Annotated in this window: 19 protein-coding genes and 1 riboswitch; all 19 genes read left to right on the top strand. The window is 37.2% G+C overall.

What is annotated here, in order from left to right; all coding sequences use genetic code 11:
- The first annotated feature begins 13 nt into the window (after positions 1 to 13).
- The 19 genes from CD152_RS02320 (at position 14) to CD152_RS02230 (ending at position 18,032) form a co-directional block, all read left to right on the top strand.
- Entirely contained in the window at positions 14 to 928 is a 915-nt protein-coding gene (locus CD152_RS02320) for an NAD-dependent epimerase/dehydratase family protein (protein ID WP_101035367.1), read from the top strand.
- Positions 929 to 1,144: 216 nt separating this feature from the next.
- Positions 1,145 to 1,762: a DUF47 domain-containing protein gene (locus CD152_RS02315; protein WP_012656310.1), complete on the top strand. Its 618-nt coding sequence runs from the start codon at positions 1,145 to 1,147 to the stop codon at positions 1,760 to 1,762.
- 11 nt (positions 1,763 to 1,773) lie between these two features.
- Entirely contained in the window at positions 1,774 to 2,784 is a 1,011-nt protein-coding gene (locus tag CD152_RS02310) for an inorganic phosphate transporter (protein WP_012656311.1), read from the top strand.
- 64 nt (positions 2,785 to 2,848) lie between these two features.
- Entirely contained in the window at positions 2,849 to 3,379 is a 531-nt protein-coding gene (locus CD152_RS02305; protein ID WP_101035366.1) for an alpha/beta fold hydrolase, read from the top strand.
- A 124-nt stretch (positions 3,380 to 3,503) separates the two neighbouring features.
- Entirely contained in the window at positions 3,504 to 4,193 is a 690-nt protein-coding gene (locus CD152_RS02300; protein WP_101039812.1) for a GntR family transcriptional regulator, read from the top strand.
- Complete coding sequence (gene gntK, locus CD152_RS02295; RefSeq protein ID WP_165982997.1) at positions 4,190 to 5,734, top strand: gluconokinase; 1,545 nt, start codon at positions 4,190 to 4,192, stop codon at positions 5,732 to 5,734. The genes CD152_RS02300 and gntK overlap by 4 nt, the downstream gene beginning before the upstream one ends.
- The gene (locus tag CD152_RS02290) at positions 5,734 to 7,101 is read left to right on the top strand and encodes a gluconate:H+ symporter (protein ID WP_101041824.1); all 1,368 of its coding nucleotides are present in this window, start codon (positions 5,734 to 5,736) and stop codon (positions 7,099 to 7,101) included. Before gntK ends, CD152_RS02290 begins: the two co-directional genes overlap by 1 nt.
- A 70-nt stretch (positions 7,102 to 7,171) precedes the next feature.
- Positions 7,172 to 7,807, top strand: coding sequence for a Bax inhibitor-1/YccA family protein (locus CD152_RS02285; RefSeq protein ID WP_012656316.1), 636 nt, complete (start codon positions 7,172 to 7,174; stop codon positions 7,805 to 7,807).
- Between the two features lie 85 nt (positions 7,808 to 7,892).
- On the top strand, positions 7,893 to 8,606 hold the full coding sequence (locus CD152_RS02280; protein ID WP_101140431.1) for a YebC/PmpR family DNA-binding transcriptional regulator: 714 nt from the start codon (positions 7,893 to 7,895) through the stop codon (positions 8,604 to 8,606).
- A gap of 44 nt (positions 8,607 to 8,650) precedes the next feature.
- Positions 8,651 to 9,136, top strand: a complete 486-nt coding sequence (locus CD152_RS02275; RefSeq protein ID WP_101140430.1) for a cupin domain-containing protein — start codon at positions 8,651 to 8,653, stop codon at positions 9,134 to 9,136.
- Complete coding sequence (locus tag CD152_RS02270) at positions 9,136 to 9,543, top strand: VOC family protein (protein ID WP_101140429.1); 408 nt, start codon at positions 9,136 to 9,138, stop codon at positions 9,541 to 9,543. Before CD152_RS02275 ends, CD152_RS02270 begins: the two co-directional genes overlap by 1 nt.
- Positions 9,544 to 9,619: 76 nt before the next feature.
- Positions 9,620 to 10,399 carry an SDR family NAD(P)-dependent oxidoreductase gene (locus CD152_RS02265; RefSeq protein WP_103214325.1) on the top strand — a complete coding sequence of 260 codons (780 nt, stop codon included), beginning with the start codon at positions 9,620 to 9,622 and terminating at the stop codon, positions 10,397 to 10,399.
- 116 nt (positions 10,400 to 10,515) lie between these two features.
- Positions 10,516 to 10,902: a GntR family transcriptional regulator gene (locus tag CD152_RS02260; protein ID WP_101140458.1), complete on the top strand. Its 387-nt coding sequence runs from the start codon at positions 10,516 to 10,518 to the stop codon at positions 10,900 to 10,902.
- A complete protein-coding gene (locus CD152_RS02255) occupies positions 10,883 to 11,788 on the top strand; it encodes an ABC transporter ATP-binding protein (protein WP_103214324.1) in 906 nt (301 codons plus the stop codon). Before CD152_RS02260 ends, CD152_RS02255 begins: the two co-directional genes overlap by 20 nt.
- A complete protein-coding gene (locus CD152_RS02250) occupies positions 11,760 to 13,667 on the top strand; it encodes a hypothetical protein (protein ID WP_101140426.1) in 1,908 nt (635 codons plus the stop codon). The genes CD152_RS02255 and CD152_RS02250 overlap by 29 nt, the downstream gene beginning before the upstream one ends.
- A 48-nt stretch (positions 13,668 to 13,715) precedes the next feature.
- Positions 13,716 to 15,245 (top strand): phospholipase D family protein, encoded by a 1,530-nt coding sequence (locus CD152_RS02245; RefSeq protein ID WP_101140425.1) that lies wholly within the window; start codon positions 13,716 to 13,718, stop codon positions 15,243 to 15,245.
- A gap of 79 nt (positions 15,246 to 15,324) precedes the next feature.
- A riboswitch (SAM riboswitch) is annotated at positions 15,325 to 15,430 on the top strand.
- Between the two features lie 73 nt (positions 15,431 to 15,503).
- Positions 15,504 to 16,520, top strand: coding sequence for a methionine ABC transporter ATP-binding protein (locus CD152_RS02240; RefSeq protein WP_111626107.1), 1,017 nt, complete (start codon positions 15,504 to 15,506; stop codon positions 16,518 to 16,520).
- Positions 16,510 to 17,175, top strand: coding sequence for a methionine ABC transporter permease (locus CD152_RS02235; protein WP_012656326.1), 666 nt, complete (start codon positions 16,510 to 16,512; stop codon positions 17,173 to 17,175). Before CD152_RS02240 ends, CD152_RS02235 begins: the two co-directional genes overlap by 11 nt.
- A 14-nt stretch (positions 17,176 to 17,189) precedes the next feature.
- Positions 17,190 to 18,032 carry a MetQ/NlpA family ABC transporter substrate-binding protein gene (locus CD152_RS02230; RefSeq protein ID WP_103214323.1) on the top strand — a complete coding sequence of 281 codons (843 nt, stop codon included), beginning with the start codon at positions 17,190 to 17,192 and terminating at the stop codon, positions 18,030 to 18,032.
- The last annotated feature ends 153 nt before the right edge of the window (positions 18,033 to 18,185 follow it).

Below are 18,185 nucleotides of genomic sequence, written 5' to 3'. Positions count from 1 at the left end.
GGAGGAATGCACCTTGAAAGATAAAGTATTACTCACAGGCGCAACAGGATATATCGGTAAGTATATATCAAGTCAATTGACAGCGCAGTATGATATTTATGCGATGAGTAAATATCCGAGCAGACCATTAGAAGGCATCACCTGGCTGACTGGCGATATATTCTCTTTGAATGACTGTATTGATGCAATGGCCCATGTAGATTTTGGGATATACTTTATTGATCCTAACAAACGTTCCAGCAGGATGAACGATACAAAGTTTCGTGATATCAATGCTATCAGTGCAGATAATTTTGCACGCGCTGCAGAAATCACACAATTGAAAGCGATTTTCTATGTATCTGGTACAACAGAAGATCAAGAAACATTGGATATTCTGCGTAGCTATAAAACACCTGTTCATGTCTCAACCACTTCAATTAAGCGTAAAGGAATAGTCGCACAAACACAGAGTTCAGAAATCAATGATGTAAGAAGTATTCAACGTACGTTGATGCCATCAGACTGGACGATAACAGATTTGAGTCATTATTATTTTAGCTGGTTGAGTGATATGGCGTTTAATATTATCAACGTAAAACGTCAGGATAACGGATATACGATTTATGCAGCGGGCAAGCATGTACTTACGTTATGTGAGGATGAAGCAAAAAGTGATGAAAATAGAATGGTCTATAAGATAACAGAAGGTGCATTATACAAAAATACACTAACAAGTCGTGCACGCATGGAGTTTAGAAGACTGAAGCATACTGACACCCTTATCATTGCACTTCATGATTATGAACCTACAATACCATGGATCCTCTATATATTGACACAATTACCGATGTATCATCTTTCGATGAAAATCTTTGATGTCGAGATGCGTATTGCTCGCTTTCAGGAAGATAAAGCAAAGGGTATAGAAAAACAGTATACAAAGTAACAAACGGCTGTATGATACAGTCGTTTTTTATACGTTCATTTAAATTTTTATATTACATTTTTGTAAAGAATGTAAAGAAGGTTGACTATACCAACGTTTTGCAAACGCTTACTTTACAGACTTAATACATTTTTAACAAAACGCTATTAAAAGTTAACAATTTCCTTTAAAATAGCGATGTAGATAACTATGGTGAAAATATTAGGAGGCAGTAACATGTTTAATAAGAAGAAAGATAAGTTTGCGGTTCAATTAGAAGCGATGGCAGAGAATCTAGATCGTGCTGCAGTAGCATTTGGTGAGATGACATTTCACAATGCGTTTGATCTAAAGAAATATGCAGATACAATTAAAGCCTATGAAACCAATGGTGATGAACTGATGCACCAAATGATTTCAGATTTAAATCAAACATTCATCACACCGATTGAACGTGAAGATATTCTTGCTCTTTCCAACGCGATTGATGATGTCATGGACGCTATGGAAGAAACATCAGCAATGTTTGAAATGTACTCAATTGAATACTCAGATGAGTATATGGCTGAATTTGTTCAGAATATTCAAGGGTGCGCAAAAGAAATTAAGACCGCAGTGACGCTCGTTGCTGAGAAGAAGTTATCCCATGTGCGCGTACATTCGATTAATATTAAGGAGCATGAAACAAACTGTGACGGTATTTTAAGACAGTCAATCAAACATATTTTATCTGTAGAAACGGATCCGTTAACTGTGATGAAAGTAAAGGATATTTATCAGTCTTTAGAAGATATTGCTGATAAATGCCAGGCAGTTGCGAATATACTCGAATCTATCATTATGAAGAATAGTTAAGGAGCATTTTTATGGAACCGATTATTATTTTTACATTTGCGATTGTATTCTTCGCGTTAGCTTTTGATTTTATCAACGGTTTTCACGATACGGCAAACGCAATAGCAACAGCAGTTTCAACGAAAGCACTGAAGCCACGTCATGCAATCTTGATGGCTGCTGTGCTTAACTTTATCGGGGCGATTCTTTTTCATGGGGTAGCGAAGACGGTTACGAAAGATATTGTAGACCCATTTACGTTACAAAATGGTCAAGTGGTCATCCTTGCGGCATTAATCAGTGCGATTACATGGAACTTAATCACATGGTATTTTGGGATTCCGAGTTCGTCATCACATACATTGATTGGCTCAATTGCAGGTGCTGCAATTGCATCAGGTGGTTTTGGAATTCTGGAATATGCAGGATTTACGAAGATTATTGTAGGATTATTGATTTCACCATTACTTGCATTCATCGTTGGTTATATTATGTATACTATTATTAAAACAATATTTAAGAATGCAAACTTAACAAAGACAAATCGTAATTTTAGGTTCTTGCAAATATTCACAGCAGCAGCGCAAGCATTTGCTCATGGTTCAAATGATGCGCAAAAGGCGATGGGTATTATTACGATGGCATTAATCTCTGCTGGGATGCAAACTGGAAGTACCGAACCTCAGACATGGGTTCAAATCTCCTGTGCTGCTGCGATGGGATTAGGTACAGCAGTTGGTGGATGGAAGATCATTAAAACAGTTGGTGGTAATATCATGAAAATTCGTCCGGCTAATGGTGTTGCAGCAGACTTGTCATCTGCTTTTATCATCTTTGGAGCAACACATTTTCATCTACCTGTATCCACAACGCACGTTGTATCTTCTTCAATTCTAGGTGTAGGATCGAGCCACCGTGTAAAAGGCGTGAAGTGGACGACGGCACAGCGTATGATTATTACATGGGTGATTACATTGCCGATTTCGGCCTTAATTGCAGCAATTATCTATTTTGCTGTTAACTTTATTACACATATTTTTTAATTAAATCATATACATTCGGGTAAACTGTTAATAGTTTACCCGAATTTTTTTAGGAGTGATAAAAATGGAACATATTGTATTTGTACATAGTGCAAGTGAACAAACAAAAGAGAGTGGAAGTAATCCATTGCTAAGAACCATTCCGCAAGGGAAGTACGTATGGCATAAACAACATTATCCGAGAGAAAAAGGACAAGTTTATGAATTGTGGGTGGAACCATTTATTGAAAGTCTGAATGAAATTGATGATCATGAACCTGTCACTTTAATTGGGCACTCGTTCGGTGGTACTGTAATTATGAAGTATTTAACTGAAAATCAAGTGACTCAAAAAATTAAACAAGTGATTCTTATAGGGTCACCTTTGTTTGGCTGTGATGACAAGTTTAGTGATAAGGACAATGAATTGCGAGATAATGCACAGTCATACATCAATGTACCTATTACGCACATTCAGTCTGTTGATGATAATCGTGTAGACATTAAACACCAAGCTTGCTGGCAACAAAGATTTCCACAGATGAATATCATTACAAAACAATCCGGGCAACACGAATTTCATGATGGCATAGATGAACTGAATCAATTGCTTTGATTACAGAAAAAAGATAGATAAAGTCATCACTTTATCTATCTTTATTTCTTATTTCAAACGAAAGCGTTTACAATTTATTGATTTTATATTACCATACTTGTATACAAGTAGACGGAGGTAAGCCATGATACCTAAACAATGGATGGATCAACTTTCAACAGGAGAGCAGATAGCATTGGATTTGAGATATAAAATTATTTCAAATCAGATTAAAGATGGAGAGAAGCTCTCGGAGAATACTTTAGCACAGATGTATGAAGTGAGTCGTTCACCCGTAAGAGATGCCTTAAAGATTTTATCTAATGATAAATTGATTCGTTTAGAGCGTATGGGTGCAGTGATAATGGCTTTATCAGAAAATGATATAAAAGAGCTTTATGACATGAGATTGATGATCGAAAGCTTCAGTTTTGAAAGAATGAGTAAAAAGGATGTATCTAAAGTTGTATTGGAGCTCCATAAGAAACTTGAGATGATGAAAGTAGCGGTTAAATTTGATGATGCTGCAGAGTTTGCATTACAAGACATTCTTTTTCATCAAACGATGATTGAAAGTATTCACCATAAGCAGTTAGAAAAGTTATGGATCAGCATTAAACCCACAATGCTTATACTGAACCTAATTTCGATGGAGAAAAGAATGAAGTTTAATAAAGATGATTTTGAACGCATCTTTAAGAATCATCATGAATATATCTTGACTGTCGAACAAAGAGATAGAAAAGGTTATAAAGAAGTACTTCATATGAATTTCGATGATGTCCATGAAGAAATAGATGATTTATTCTATTCGCAGACGAAGGAGGAAATATAGTGTTCAAAATAGGCGTAGATATAGGTACAACGAGTACAAAAGCGGTAATCTATAAAAATCAAGATATAGTAGGGATACATCATGTTGAGTATCCGTTATTAACACCCACTACAGATACAGCTGAGCAATATCCGAATGAAATCTTTGAAGCGGTGTTAGAAACTATCCGAGTGGTTGTGAAAAAAGCAGAAGCCGCAAAAAACGAAATTGATTTTATCAGCTTTTCTAGTGCAATGCATAGTTTGATCTTGATGGATGAACATAATAAACCACTTACCAATAGTATTACATGGGCAGATAATCGGAGCTATCAGTATGCAGAAAAGCTTAACCGGGAACATGATGGTCTTGCTATCTATCATCGAACAGGGACACCGATTCATCCAATGAGCCCGTTGACCAAGATGTTATGGTTGAAAGAAACAGAAACCAAGCTTTATCAGTCGACTAAAAAATTCATTGGTATAAAAGGTTATGTGTTCTACCAGCTCTTTAAAAGATATATCGAAGATTATTCTATATTAAGTGCCACGGGTATATTTAATATTCATCAGCTTGATTATGATGATGAAGTGCTTAAGCTTTTAGAAATCGATAAAAGTCAGCTATCGGAAGCTGTAGATACGACGACACTATTAACAGGCATTGATAAGCATTATGCAGAAATGATGAATATTGATGTCAACACACCGTTTGTTATCGGTGCGAGTGACGGTGTGCTTAGTAATCTCGGTGTAGATGCATTTAAGCCTGGAGAAGTTGCAGTAACCATTGGTACAAGTGGTGCGATTCGCACAGTAATTGATCAACCGAAAACAGACAGTCAAGGGAGATTGTTCTGCTATGCTCTGACGAAGGACAAATGGGTCATTGGTGGCCCGGTGAATAATGGTGGTGTCGTCTTGCGCTGGATACGTGATGAGTTTGCTTCAAGTGAGATTGAGACAGCAAAGCGCCTCGGTGTCGATAGCTATGAAGTATTGACTAAAATTGCTGAACGTGTGCCACCAGCGAGTAATGGCTTGATCTTTCATCCTTTCCTCGCAGGAGAACGTGCGCCACATTGGAATGCCAATGTGCGTGGCTCATTCTTTGGATTAACCCTCTCGCATAAAAAAGAGCATATGATTCGTGCGGCACTTGAAGGTGTCATCTTTAATCTCTATACAGTTTATATTGCGCTTTCTGTGCTGATGGATGAAGAAGTGAAGACATTAAAGGCAACAGGAGGATTTGCAAAAAGTGCACTATGGCGACAGATGATGTCCGATATTTTTGAACATGAAGTGATTGTACCAGAGAGTATCGAAAGTTCTTGTCTCGGTGCTTTTATTCTCGGTCAAATTGCCATCGGAGAAAAAGATAACTTTGACCATGTCAGTGCTATGGTTGGTGCAACAAAGCCACATCAGCCGATTCAGGAAAATGTATACATCTATCGTGAGATATTACCGATTTATATTAAAATGACACAGCAATTGATGGAAACGTATGATGATATTGCTGCATTTCAAAGAAAATATGAAAAGAGGGAAATATAATGGATTTTATCGTACAACAATGGCCATTATTTACAGTCGCTATCGCGATTATTATTTTACTGGTCTTAATTATGGGACTCAAACTTAACACGTTTATATCATTAATTATCGTCGCTTTTTTAACAGCGCTGATGCTCGGAATGCCTTTAGATAAAGTCGTGGCTACGATTGAAGCAGGTATGGGTGGCACCCTTGGACATATTGCGCTCATCTTTGGTTTAGGCGCAATGCTTGGGAAGTTGCTTGCTGATGGTGGTGGTGCAACGAGAATTGCACATACGCTCATCGACAAATTTGGACTAAAACATATTCAGTGGGCTGTTGTTGTGGCATCATTCATCATAGGAATTGCGTTATTCTTTGAAGTCGGTCTTGTGTTACTGATTCCGATTGTATATACCATTGCGAAAGAAACGAAACTACCAGCACTTTATTTAGGTATTCCTATGGCTGCAGCACTTTCTGTAACGCATGGTTTCCTGCCACCACATCCTGGACCGGTCATGATTGCAAAAGAATATGGTGCAAATCTTGGAGAAGTATTAATATATGGCTTTATCATTGCAATTCCAGTGGCAATCATTGCAGGACCGCTATTTACAAAGCTTGCGAAGAAAATTGCGCCGACAGCATTCACACGTGAAGGGGATATCTCATCGTTAGGTAAAAACGTGAATTTTAAAATTGAGGAAACACCAGGCTTTTTCATTAGTACACTTACAGCATTATTCCCTGTATTATTAATGCTGATTTCAACAATTGTTAAATTAATGGTAGAAGCACAAGGGATAAATGTAAACGGACTGATCAAGGCTATTTACCTAATTGGGGATGCATCTACTGCCATGCTGATTTCAATATTGATTGCAGTATTCACAATGGGTCTTTCAAGAGGTCGTAAGATGAAAGATGTGATGCAGTCAGTTACAGATGCAATCTATCCAATTGGAATGATGATTCTGATAATCGGTGCAGGTGGCGCATTTAAACAGGTATTGATCGACGGTGGCGTAGGTAAGCATGTCGAAACGTTATTTACGCATTCAGACTTTTCTCCGATTCTGTTAGCCTGGCTTGTTGCAGCAGTACTTAGAATTGCTTTAGGATCCGCAACAGTTGCTGCGATTTCTACGACAGGTATCGTTATTCCATTACTGGAAGCTTCCGATGTGAATTTGGCATTAGTTGTTCTTGCAACAGGTGCCGGAAGTGTCATCGCATCACATGTAAATGATGCAGGATTCTGGATGTTTAAAGAATACTTCGGGTTATCCATTAAAGAGACGGTGCTGACATGGACGCTTCTAGAGACAATCATATCTGTTAGTGGGATCATCTTTATTATGATTTTCAGCCTGTTTGTATAATCAAATCACTCGTAAATATAAGTTGTAAACTGTATAATCATTATATAACATTAGTTAAATGAGGGATTATATGAATAATTATTATAATGCACAACCTGTGACACGCGCGTCAGCGTACCGTCAAACGTTTTTATTCTTTATGTATTACTGGATCATCTTTGCGGTAGGAACATATTTAGGACAATTTGTGCCAGCGGGATTAAGATTCACGGTTTCTATGGCAATTTTTGCACTTGTAATGTTATCGTTATTCGTGCGTGCTTCACGTAAGTTTGGATTCTTAATTTCTAACTTAATGGCGTTTGGTATGGGGATTGTAAGTTACGGTACATTTATGTACTACATGTCAACATTAGGTGAAGCCGCTTTCTATCAAAACGTTGCACTTGCTGTAGGAGCATTCTTAGCTTTCGGTTTAGTTGGATACTTTGTAGTAGGTGATGCATCTAACTTGGGACGTCTTTTATTCCCAGCATTAATTGCATTAGTATTCGCAAGTTTCTTAGGTATATTCATTCAAATACCGATGTTCCAGATGGTGATTACAATTGCAGGGCTTGCAATCTTCTTCTTGTATACAGTATATGACTTTAACCGTTTAAAACAAGGGAACTTCTCACCACAGGAGATGGGATTTAGCTTATTTATCAACCTATTGAATATCATTTTAGATATTTTACGATTAGCAAGTATTTTAAAAGATTAAAGGCACATGCCTTTAATCTTTTTTGTGTAATGAAGGATTAATGTGTATAATAATGACATAAATTATTGAAAGAGAAGTGTATATTATGGGTCGTAAATGGAACAATATCAAAGATAAGAAAGCTGCAAAGGACAAGAATACGAGTAGAATCTATGCGAAATTCGGTCGTGAAATCTATGTTGCAGCAAAGTCTGGTGAGCCAGATCCTGAATCGAACCAAAACTTGAAATTCGTTCTTGAACGTGCAAAAACATACTCTGTACCGAAACATATTATTGATCGTGCTATCGAGAAAGCTAAAGGTGGTGCAGAAGAGAACTACGACGAACTACGCTATGAGGGATTTGGTCCTGGTGGTTCGATGTTAATTGTAGATGCCCTTACAAACAACGTTAATCGTACAGCGAGTGATGTTCGTGCAGCATTTGGTAAGAACGGGGGTAATATGGGGGTATCCGGTTCAGTAAGTTATATGTTTGATAATACTGCGGTGTTTGGATTTGATGGTAAGAGTGCAGATGAAACGCTGGAAATCCTGATGGAAGCAGATATTGACGTACGCGATGTAATGGAAGAGGATGGACACGTTATTGTCTATGCAGAACCTGATCAATTTGCAGCAGTGCAGAATACATTGAAAGAAGCGGGCATTGAAGAATTTACTGTAGCTGAACTTTCGATGGTACCTCAGACTGAATTAGACTTATCTGACTCCGACTTAGAAGTATTTGAAAAGTTAGTAGACGCGATTGAAGATTTAGAAGACGTACAGACTGTACATCATAATGTAAATGCATAATATGTAAGCACTGAAGCGATTTCAGTGCTTTTTTAGGAGGTATTATGAATAAACAGGATTTTATAGAGACGCTGCAATTACAACCACATCCAGAAGGTGGCTATTACTATGAGACATATCAATCCGAAATTAAAGTAGCTGATAAAAGACTATATACAAGTATCTATTTCTTACTAGAGTCAGGGAATATTTCACACTTTCATCGTATACAGTCAGATGAATTATGGTACTTTCATGCGGGACATTCACTGACGATTCATATGATTCATCCTGATGGGCGCTATCAGTCTGTTAAGCTTGGACTTGATGTCAAAAAGGGTGAAGTGCCACAATATCTAGTACCAAAGAACACGATATTTGCTTCTACTGTTGAAGGAGAAGACAGCTGGAGTCTCGTTGGCTGTATGGTCGCACCAGGATTTACATTCGAGAGCTTTGAACTGTTTACGCAAGATGAACTGATAGAGTGGTACCCCAAACATCAAAAGATTATAGAAAAATATGCATTAAAGCACAAGGAGAATGTATAATGAAAAACAAGAAAATTACACCATTTATGATGTTTAATGGCAAAGCAGAGGCGGCGATTGAATTTTATACCTCTGTATTTCGTAATAGTGAAATTATTTCTATGATTAAGTATGATGAACGAGGACCAGGCGCACCCGGGACGGTGAATCATGCAGTGTTTACAATTCATAATGAACAGTTTATGGCGATAGATAACGCGAATGGGACAGATATTCCTTTTACACCGGCACTTAGTTTTGCGGTTGAATGCGAATCAGCTGAAGAGATTGAATTCTTATATGATCAGTTAAAGGAAGATGGACAAGTGCTGATGGCGCTTGCACCGATGCATCCAGTGTCAGAGAAGTTTGCATGGGTAGCTGATCAGTTTGGTATCAACTGGCAATTAAACCTATCCATTGGATGATAGCACCTTATTGATAAGGTGCATTTTTTTATACTTACTTTAATATTTGTTATGATAAGAGAAAGGAGCTGAGGATATGGATTTAGGTTTAAAGGGCAAAGTAGCTATAATTACAGGTTTAAGTAAAGGTATCGGTAAGGAAACCGCGACGGTATTAGCTGCAGAAGGTGCTCATATAGTGATTGCTTCCCGTCATGAAGACGAACTGATTGATGTTGCAAAGGAAATTAAGGAGCAGACAGGACAACAAGTATCTTATCAAGTATGTGATGTTACGAAGGAAACGGACTGTAAACAATTTGTTCAAAAAGCAATCGATACGTACGGAAAGCTTGATATACTCATCAATAATGCAGGAAGTGCGTTTGCTAAAAATTTCGAAGATGTTTCGCTGGATGACTGGCAGGATGATCTTGACCTCAAACTATTCGGAGCGCTCCATATGTTACATGCAGCATTACCGGAACTTAAGAAGAATGGGGGCGCCATAGTCAATCTTACAGCCATTGCCGGCAAAAACCCTCCAGCCGATACAACACCAACCTCTGTCACACGTGCAGCAGGACTTGCATTGACCAAGACATTAAGTAAGGATCTTGCACAGTATAATATTCGTGTGAACGCTGTATGTATCGGTCTGATTCGCAGTGGTCAGATTGAAAAACGCTGGCAGGAGGAAGCACCTGAAAAGCCTTGGGAAGAATATGCAAGAGATCCTAAGTTTGAAATTCCGATTGGCCGTATTGGTGATACTAGAGAAGCGGCAAATGTCATTTCATTCTTAGTAAGTGATGCAGCAAGTTATGTTACGGGTACTGCTGTAAATATCGATGGTGGTAAATCACCAAGTCTTTAATGAAGATAGCATCAGGATGTTTCCTGATGCTATTTTTTTGTCAAAAGGTTGACGAATTCTGTGTTAGGTGTATTATATTATATAGTACAGTTAATACAGTAGAACGGAGAGGTTTTATGATATCAATCGACAATAGGAGTCGTATTCCGATATATGAGCAGCTTATCAATGGATTTAAGCTTCAAATGATGAATGGCGTTCTGCTACCAGATGACCAGCTGCCGTCTGTAAGGCAATTAGCACAGGAGTTAACCATCAATCCGAATACCATTCAAAAGGCATACCGTGAACTAGAACATCTAGGTTACACCTATTCAGTCCCAGGTAAAGGAAGTTTTGTAAACAACATTCAAAATGAGATGAATAAGGAGCGCATCAACATGTTAACAGAGACTTTGCATAAAACAGTGCAGGAATTACTATTTCTAGGTCTGACGAAAGAAGAGATTATAGCAGCAATTGAAAACATGAGGGGTGAGCACGATGACAATCAGACTGAATAAGGTCAGCAAGTCATTTGGAAAGTTTAAAGCGGTGGACGAAGTTGACTTGATAATAAAGCAAGGTTCAATTCAAGGGTTACTTGGAAGTAATGGGGCAGGTAAGACAACATTGCTCAAGCTAATTGCAGGTATCTATAAAAGTGATACTGGACAGATTACAGTAAATGATATGGATATATTCGAAGACATCCATTATAAGGCACATATGATCTTTATCTCTGACATTCCTTATTTCTTTGGACATGCGAGTCTGGATGAGATGTCTGAGTTCTATAAAATGATGTTTCCCGATTTCAGTGAAGAACGATACAAACAGCTTGTAAAAGTGCTTAATATGAATCCATCTAAGAAGATTGCAAAGTTATCAAAAGGTATGCAGCGTCAATGTGCATTTATACTAGCGATTGCAGCACGTCCTAAAGTTATGCTGCTAGATGAACCTTTTGATGGATTAGACCCGATTGTCAGACATACAATCAAGAACATCTTGATTCAGGATGTTACCAATCATGACATGGCTTTGTTCGTGTCTAGCCATAATTTAAGGGAGATGGAAGATTTCTGTGATGCGGTAACTTTGATGCATGAAGGACGTGTATTGATGACGCGTGACCTCGATGACTTAAAAGGAAATGTAGCTAAGATTCAGATGGCTTTCAGCATATTACCTGATGAATCATTCTATAAAGGGATGAATGTTATTGAGAAAGTGACTAAAGGACGTGTAGTTACTTGTATCGTAAAAGACAACCTAGACAGAATAGAAGAATATATTACAACAGCAGATCCACTGCTCTATGATATACTACCGCTCACATTAGAAGAAATCTTTACATATGAATTGGGAGGTTACGGTTATGCAATTGAAAACATCATTGTGGAATAAAGCGCTGTTCAGAAACTTATCACGCAATATCATGTTTTTGACGGTAATTAATATCATCTGTACATTTATTTTAGTGCCGTTCTCCTATTTTATGATGGATGTTGAAGGTACGAATAATATTAGTAAGTATATTATCGGCTCATTAAATACAGCAGGGCTATATTTCTTTGGCACAATGATTTATGCAGGGTTAAGCGGTATTTTTATTACCTATTTCTTTAAAGGGCAAGGTGCATCTGACTTTATTCATAGTCTGCCGATAAAACGGTATCGTATTTTAAATACAGTTTACCTAACATATTTTACGCATGTGCTCCTCAATTTATTGATAAACGGTGTTATCACATTAATATTCGGGATTAAATTTAATGGCATAAATATTGAGAAAGCGCTGATATGGGTACTGTTAAGTTTACTCATTCACCTGTTTATCTTTAGTTTAACTGTATTATTAGGCTTATTGATAAATAATTACTTAAGTCATACTGTTGGGACGATAGCACTGCTTATTTCCCCGGTAATTATGGGAACACTAATCTATACAACGCATATGGTATTATTCAAAGGTCTTTCGGAATATCCTACTGTGCTGCTTAATGATATTACGATACCTGTAAAGTTTATGGAATTCGTGATTGCAGATCGCTATCACTTTGTCTATTTGGTCGTAGTGTTTGTAATATCAATCGTCATGATTGCACTTTCTTATTATGCATATATGCGACGTAAGAATGAGCGCATCAATGAACCTTATGCGAATCAGTTTATCTATTTGATTATCTATTTTATTATGCTGTTTATAGCGACCATGCTAGGAGGATTGATATTCAGCTCATTATTTAGTGAGATGAAGATTATTTCACTCATCATCTATGCAATCGCATTTACAGTTGCGTTCATACTGATGGAAATGATTTCACAAAAGTCTGCTCGAATCACTTTCGATAAGCGACTTTATATCACCTCGTTCGCGATTGTAGCTGCTGCGTTGATGTTAGTTTTTATTTCAGGATATATGCGTGAACAATTTATACCTGATAAAAAAGAAATCTCATCTGTCGCAACAACTTTTGAAGATGATAATCAAATGTACATGAATCAAAATTTGCTGAACGATACGAAAGTAAGCAATCAAGCATTTATTGATAGTGTTGTCGATGCACATAAACAATTAAAGAACGCAAAAAAAGGTGTATATAACAATGATGTAGCAATCCGTACGATACATATTCAGTATATTATGAATAATGGTCGAGTAGTTGATAGAAATTACGAAGTCTTTGAAAAAGATTATGATAACTACATTAAGCGTGTCAATACAGAAGACAATATGAAAGCGCTAGTCACTGCACTTGATCTTAGTAAGCATAAAAAAGATCAAATTTCTATTACCCATGAAGTGAATAACGATTCATTTACGGGTGACAGCATGAATAACAAACAAAAAGAAAAGCTTATAAAAGTTCTGGAAACAAGTATTAAAGAAAGAAGTTTTAATTCAAATCTTGAAGCAGGAAAAACAAAGTATAGTATTACTTTCGATTATGAACATATGAAATCGAATGGAATGGTTACCGAGTCTGGAAGTTATGACGTTCCGATTTCGATATACGATACGAAGTTAATACAATTTCTAATTGATGAGGAAATCATCTCTGAGCCGAGTGATGTACTAAAAGATGGCAACGTATATGAACTTCCACGAAAAACATCTTTTGAACATGTCAGAAATATTGAAACGATAAATGAAGTAAAAGGTGCGAAAAAAATAGATAGAAAAGAATTTAAACGCATGGTAAACGCACAGCAGATTGATTCAAAAGGGCAACGAATCTTCGTTATTGATAGCCCGGAAAAATCATTTATATTTATAAAATAAGCAGGGAACTCCCTGCTTTTTGTTATAATTTATATGAGGAGGTGTGCTATGCCGACAAAAAGGAAAGCAGTTCAGACAAGAAAGCAATCTACAGCTAAAAAGCGTCCTGTGAATAAAATGCGTAAGACAAAAAAATCAAGGTCAAAGTCAAAGTTTAAATTCAAGCATTTCGTTATTCTAGGATGTATCATTTATATATGCAGTGTCATCTACGGTGCGTTCAAACCATTGCCAGGTGGCGTCAGCAAATGGTTTGAATCAAGTAAGACAAATGATGTGAAACTACTTGTAGATAAAACGTACGAGAAAGAAAATCATATGTATTATAACCATGAAATATTCAATGAACAATTGAAAACGATTCAGGAAGCGGATGATTTTATCATTTTAGATATGTTTTTATTCAACGATACATATGACGGACAAAAAAAATTCACAAAGCTGACAGAAACACTGACACAAGCATTGATTGATAAGAAAAAAGAAAGTCCCAATATTCGCATCTACATGCTGACAGATCCCATCAATTCTTTTTATGGAAGCTATACACCAGAGCACTACAGAAAATTGCGCGATAACGGTATTGCACTGTATGAAACGAATCTTGTGAAACTAAGAGATCCCAATCCACTTTATTCCGGGTTATGGCGTCCGACATTAAGATGGCTCGGTAATAATGAGAACGGAATAATCACAAATATATTTTCTAAGGACGCACCAAATGTTACTGTAAGAGGATTCGGCAGATTGCTGAATATGAAAGCGAACCATAGAAAAACATTAGTCACTGAAGATGCAGCGATAATCTCGAGTAGCAACCCCCATGACTCGAGTGCGCATCATCAGAATATTGCAGTTAAAATCACTGGACAGCTGCAGGAAGACTTGATTAATAGTGAAGTCCATGCACTCAACATGAGTGGTGGAAATTTGAATAAGAATGATTTTCAGATTAACAATCGCGCCTATCGTAGTGACATGGACTATACTACAACATTAGTCACGGAAGGTAAGATTAAAGCTGCACTGCTCGAACAGATCAATATGACGAAAACGGGAGATCGTGTGAAGATGGGGATGTTCTATCTTTCTGACAGAGATATCATTAAAGCATTGATAAAAGCATCGAAACGAGGTGTCGGGATTCAGATGATACTAGATGTGAATAAAGAAGCATTTGGTAAGGAAAAACCTGGTATTCCAAATAAACCGGTCGCACATGAGCTAGTATCCAAATCAAATGATAGGATCCAAGTAAAATGGGCGGTAAGTCATGGTGAACAATTTCATGCGAAGTATACGTTATTCCAATATAAAGACAGCAAGACAAGTACAGTGATACTCGGTAGTGCAAATCTGACACGTCGTAATGTTGGGGACTACAATATGGAGACAGATGTGATTATTAGTGGACGCAGCAATCTTCCTGTCTTCCATCGACTGAATCAGGAGTTTAGTGCGATGTGGAACAATGAAGAGGCCTATGTTACAGATGATTATGAAGTGAAGAAAGACCCGTCATTCATTAAAGATGTCATTTACAGAGTACAAGAATTTACAGGAATATCGAGTTTCTAATATTAAAAAAGTTGGATGAATTCTAAAAAGACATTGACTTATAAATCTAACCCATGTAATATAAAAAACAACTTAATATATTTTATCAAGAGAGACAGAGGGATATGGCCCGACGAAGTCTCAGCAGCGGACTCTTTATAGAGCACTGTGCTAATTCCATCAAGCTTTAGCTTGGCAGATAAATGTTGACCGTGAAACGCTCATTTAGCTCAAGCTAAGTGAGCGTTTTTTATTTTAAGGAGGAAAGAATGAATGGGAATTATTGAAGTACATGACGTGACGAAGGTTTATCGCACGAAAAAAGGTGACATCAATGCTTTAGACCATGTCAACTTAACTATTGAAAAAGGTCAGGTTTTCGGTATTGTAGGATATTCAGGTGCGGGTAAATCTACTTTACTCAGATTAATCAATCGACTTGAAAAGCCATCAACAGGTCAAGTGTTTGTTGAAGGCAATGAGATTACAGCATTGAAAGAAAGTGCACTTAGAAAGCAGCGACAAAATATTGGAATGATCTTTCAACAGTTCAACTTATTTAAATCGAAAACAGTCAGCGATAATATCCGATATCCATTAAAGCTGACAAAGAAATATAGCAAGCAGGAAATTGAGGAGCGAGTGGATGAACTCTTAAGCTTTGTTGGCCTGAGTGACAAGAAAGATGATTATCCGAATCAACTTTCAGGAGGACAGAAGCAGCGCATCGGTATTGCGAGAGCCCTTGCAACTGAACCGGATATATTATTATGCGATGAAGCAACGAGTGCCCTGGATCCAGAGACAACGGATGATATTCTGGAATTACTCAAGAAAATTAATCAGCGGCTCAATATTACGATTGTTATTATTACGCATGAGATGGAGGTCGTCAAAAAGATTTGTGATGAAGTGGCTGTAATGGAAAAAGGGAAGGTTGTTGAGCAGAATAAAGTGTTCGAGTTATTCACTTCACCGCAGCATGCAACTACAAAACGATTTGTCCACAGTGTGCTGAATGACGACATTCCTAAAGATATCAATATTAGTAATCGACGTTTATATCGTTTTATATTCAATCATGAACAAATATTAAAGCCAGCACTAAGTGAGGTTGGACGCCAGTATCATGTAGATTTCAATATTTTATACGGCGGTATAACGGAGTTAACCGATAAGTTGTTTGGTAATCTACTGATTGAAGCGGTTGGACAGCCAGGACAGATAAACAGTGCGCTAGATGATCTCGTACGAAAAGGAATTAAAGTAAAGGAGGTTGAAGGATTTGAAAACTGATATCACAACATTCTACCCCGTCATTATCGAACAGACGATCAATACACTGATCATGGTGGCAATCACGTTAATCTTTGCAACACTAATTGGATTACCGCTTGGCATATTGCTTTATGCAACAGCAAAAGGCAACATACTCGAGAATAAAGTAGTGAACAGCATACTCAATGCCATTATCAATACGATACGTCCGATTCCATTTATCATATTTCTAGTAGCTTTAATACCTATAACACGATTTCTTGTCGGGACATCTATCGGTATCTGGGCAGCGATATTCCCGATGACACTTGCTGCATCGCTTTCTATCGCACGAATTGTAGAGAATAATATCGTATCTGTAGATAGAGGCGTCATTGAAGCAGCAGAAGCGATGGGATCAAGCAAGTTCGACATACTGTTCAAAGTACTCATCCCAGAAGCGGCGGGTGCATTGATATTAGGGCTGACATTTACAACTGTATCTTTAATAGAATTCTCAGCTGTGGCAGGACTTGTCGGTGCAGGTGGTATTGGATATTTAGCATTTACTTATGGATATCAAAGATTTGACGTGCTGATCATGTTTATTACAGTTGTCATTCTGATTGTATTAGTACAGATTACACAATTTATCGGTAACAAAGTAGCAAGCATATATACAAGTAGATTATAAAAGGAGAAAAGAATATGAAAAAATTATGGGTATTATTATTATCATTAGTGGTTGTACTTGCAGCATGTGGGGGAAAAGAAAGTAAAGAAAAGACTGTAAAGATCGGTGTTACAGGGGTAGATTCAAAAGTATGGGAAGTTGTGAAAGAAGAAGCAAAAAAAGATGGTATTAATATTGAGTTTGTAGAATTTCAGGATTACACAGCACCAAACAATGCTTTGAGTGAAGGTGAAATTGATTTAAATGCGTTCCAGCACTTCGCATTCTTGGATCAGTTTAAGAAAGATCACAACCTTGATATTTCAGTGGTAGGAACTACAGTATTTGCACCACTAGGTGTATATTCAGAAAAAGTAAAAGATATTAAAGATATCAAAAAAGGTGAAACAATCGCAATTCCAGATGATGTAACAAATCAAGCGCGTGCACTTCGCTTACTAGAAGCAGGTGGACTGATTAAGTTATCTGATGACTTTGGATTATTTGGTGGTCCTGATAAAATTAAAGAAAACAAATTAAACCTCAAGATTAAACCGATTGATGCACAGCAGACACCAAGAGTATTACCCGATGTTGCAGCAAGTATTATCAATAACGGAGTTGCAGCGCGTGCAGGACTCAACCCGAAAGATGACCCAATTTTCTTAGAAGATTCAAATAGTAAAAATGTTGCACCGTATATCAATGTAATTGCTGCACAGACGAAAGATAAAGATAACAAGACATATAAAAAGATTGTAGAACTCTATCATTCGGATAAAGCGAAAGATGCATTGAAAGTAGATACAAAAGATGGCGAAATCGCGAAAAACTTAAACACAGACGAAATTAAGAAAATTGAAGAAGGATTAAAATAAAAGGACGTGACACGAGCGTTCAGACACGAGTGAAATCATGAAAAGATGGCAAAAAACGGTCTTGAACATCACCCAGTCAAGTAGACACTTAAAAAAATAAAAATTAATTACTCGGCTGTGCTTGTATTAGCGCAGCCATTTTTAATGATATAC

This window comes from Macrococcoides caseolyticum (assembly GCF_002902665.1).
GTDB lineage: Bacteria > Bacillota > Bacilli > Staphylococcales > Staphylococcaceae > Macrococcoides > Macrococcoides caseolyticum.
This window is presented reverse-complemented; position numbering and strand designations above follow the sequence as displayed.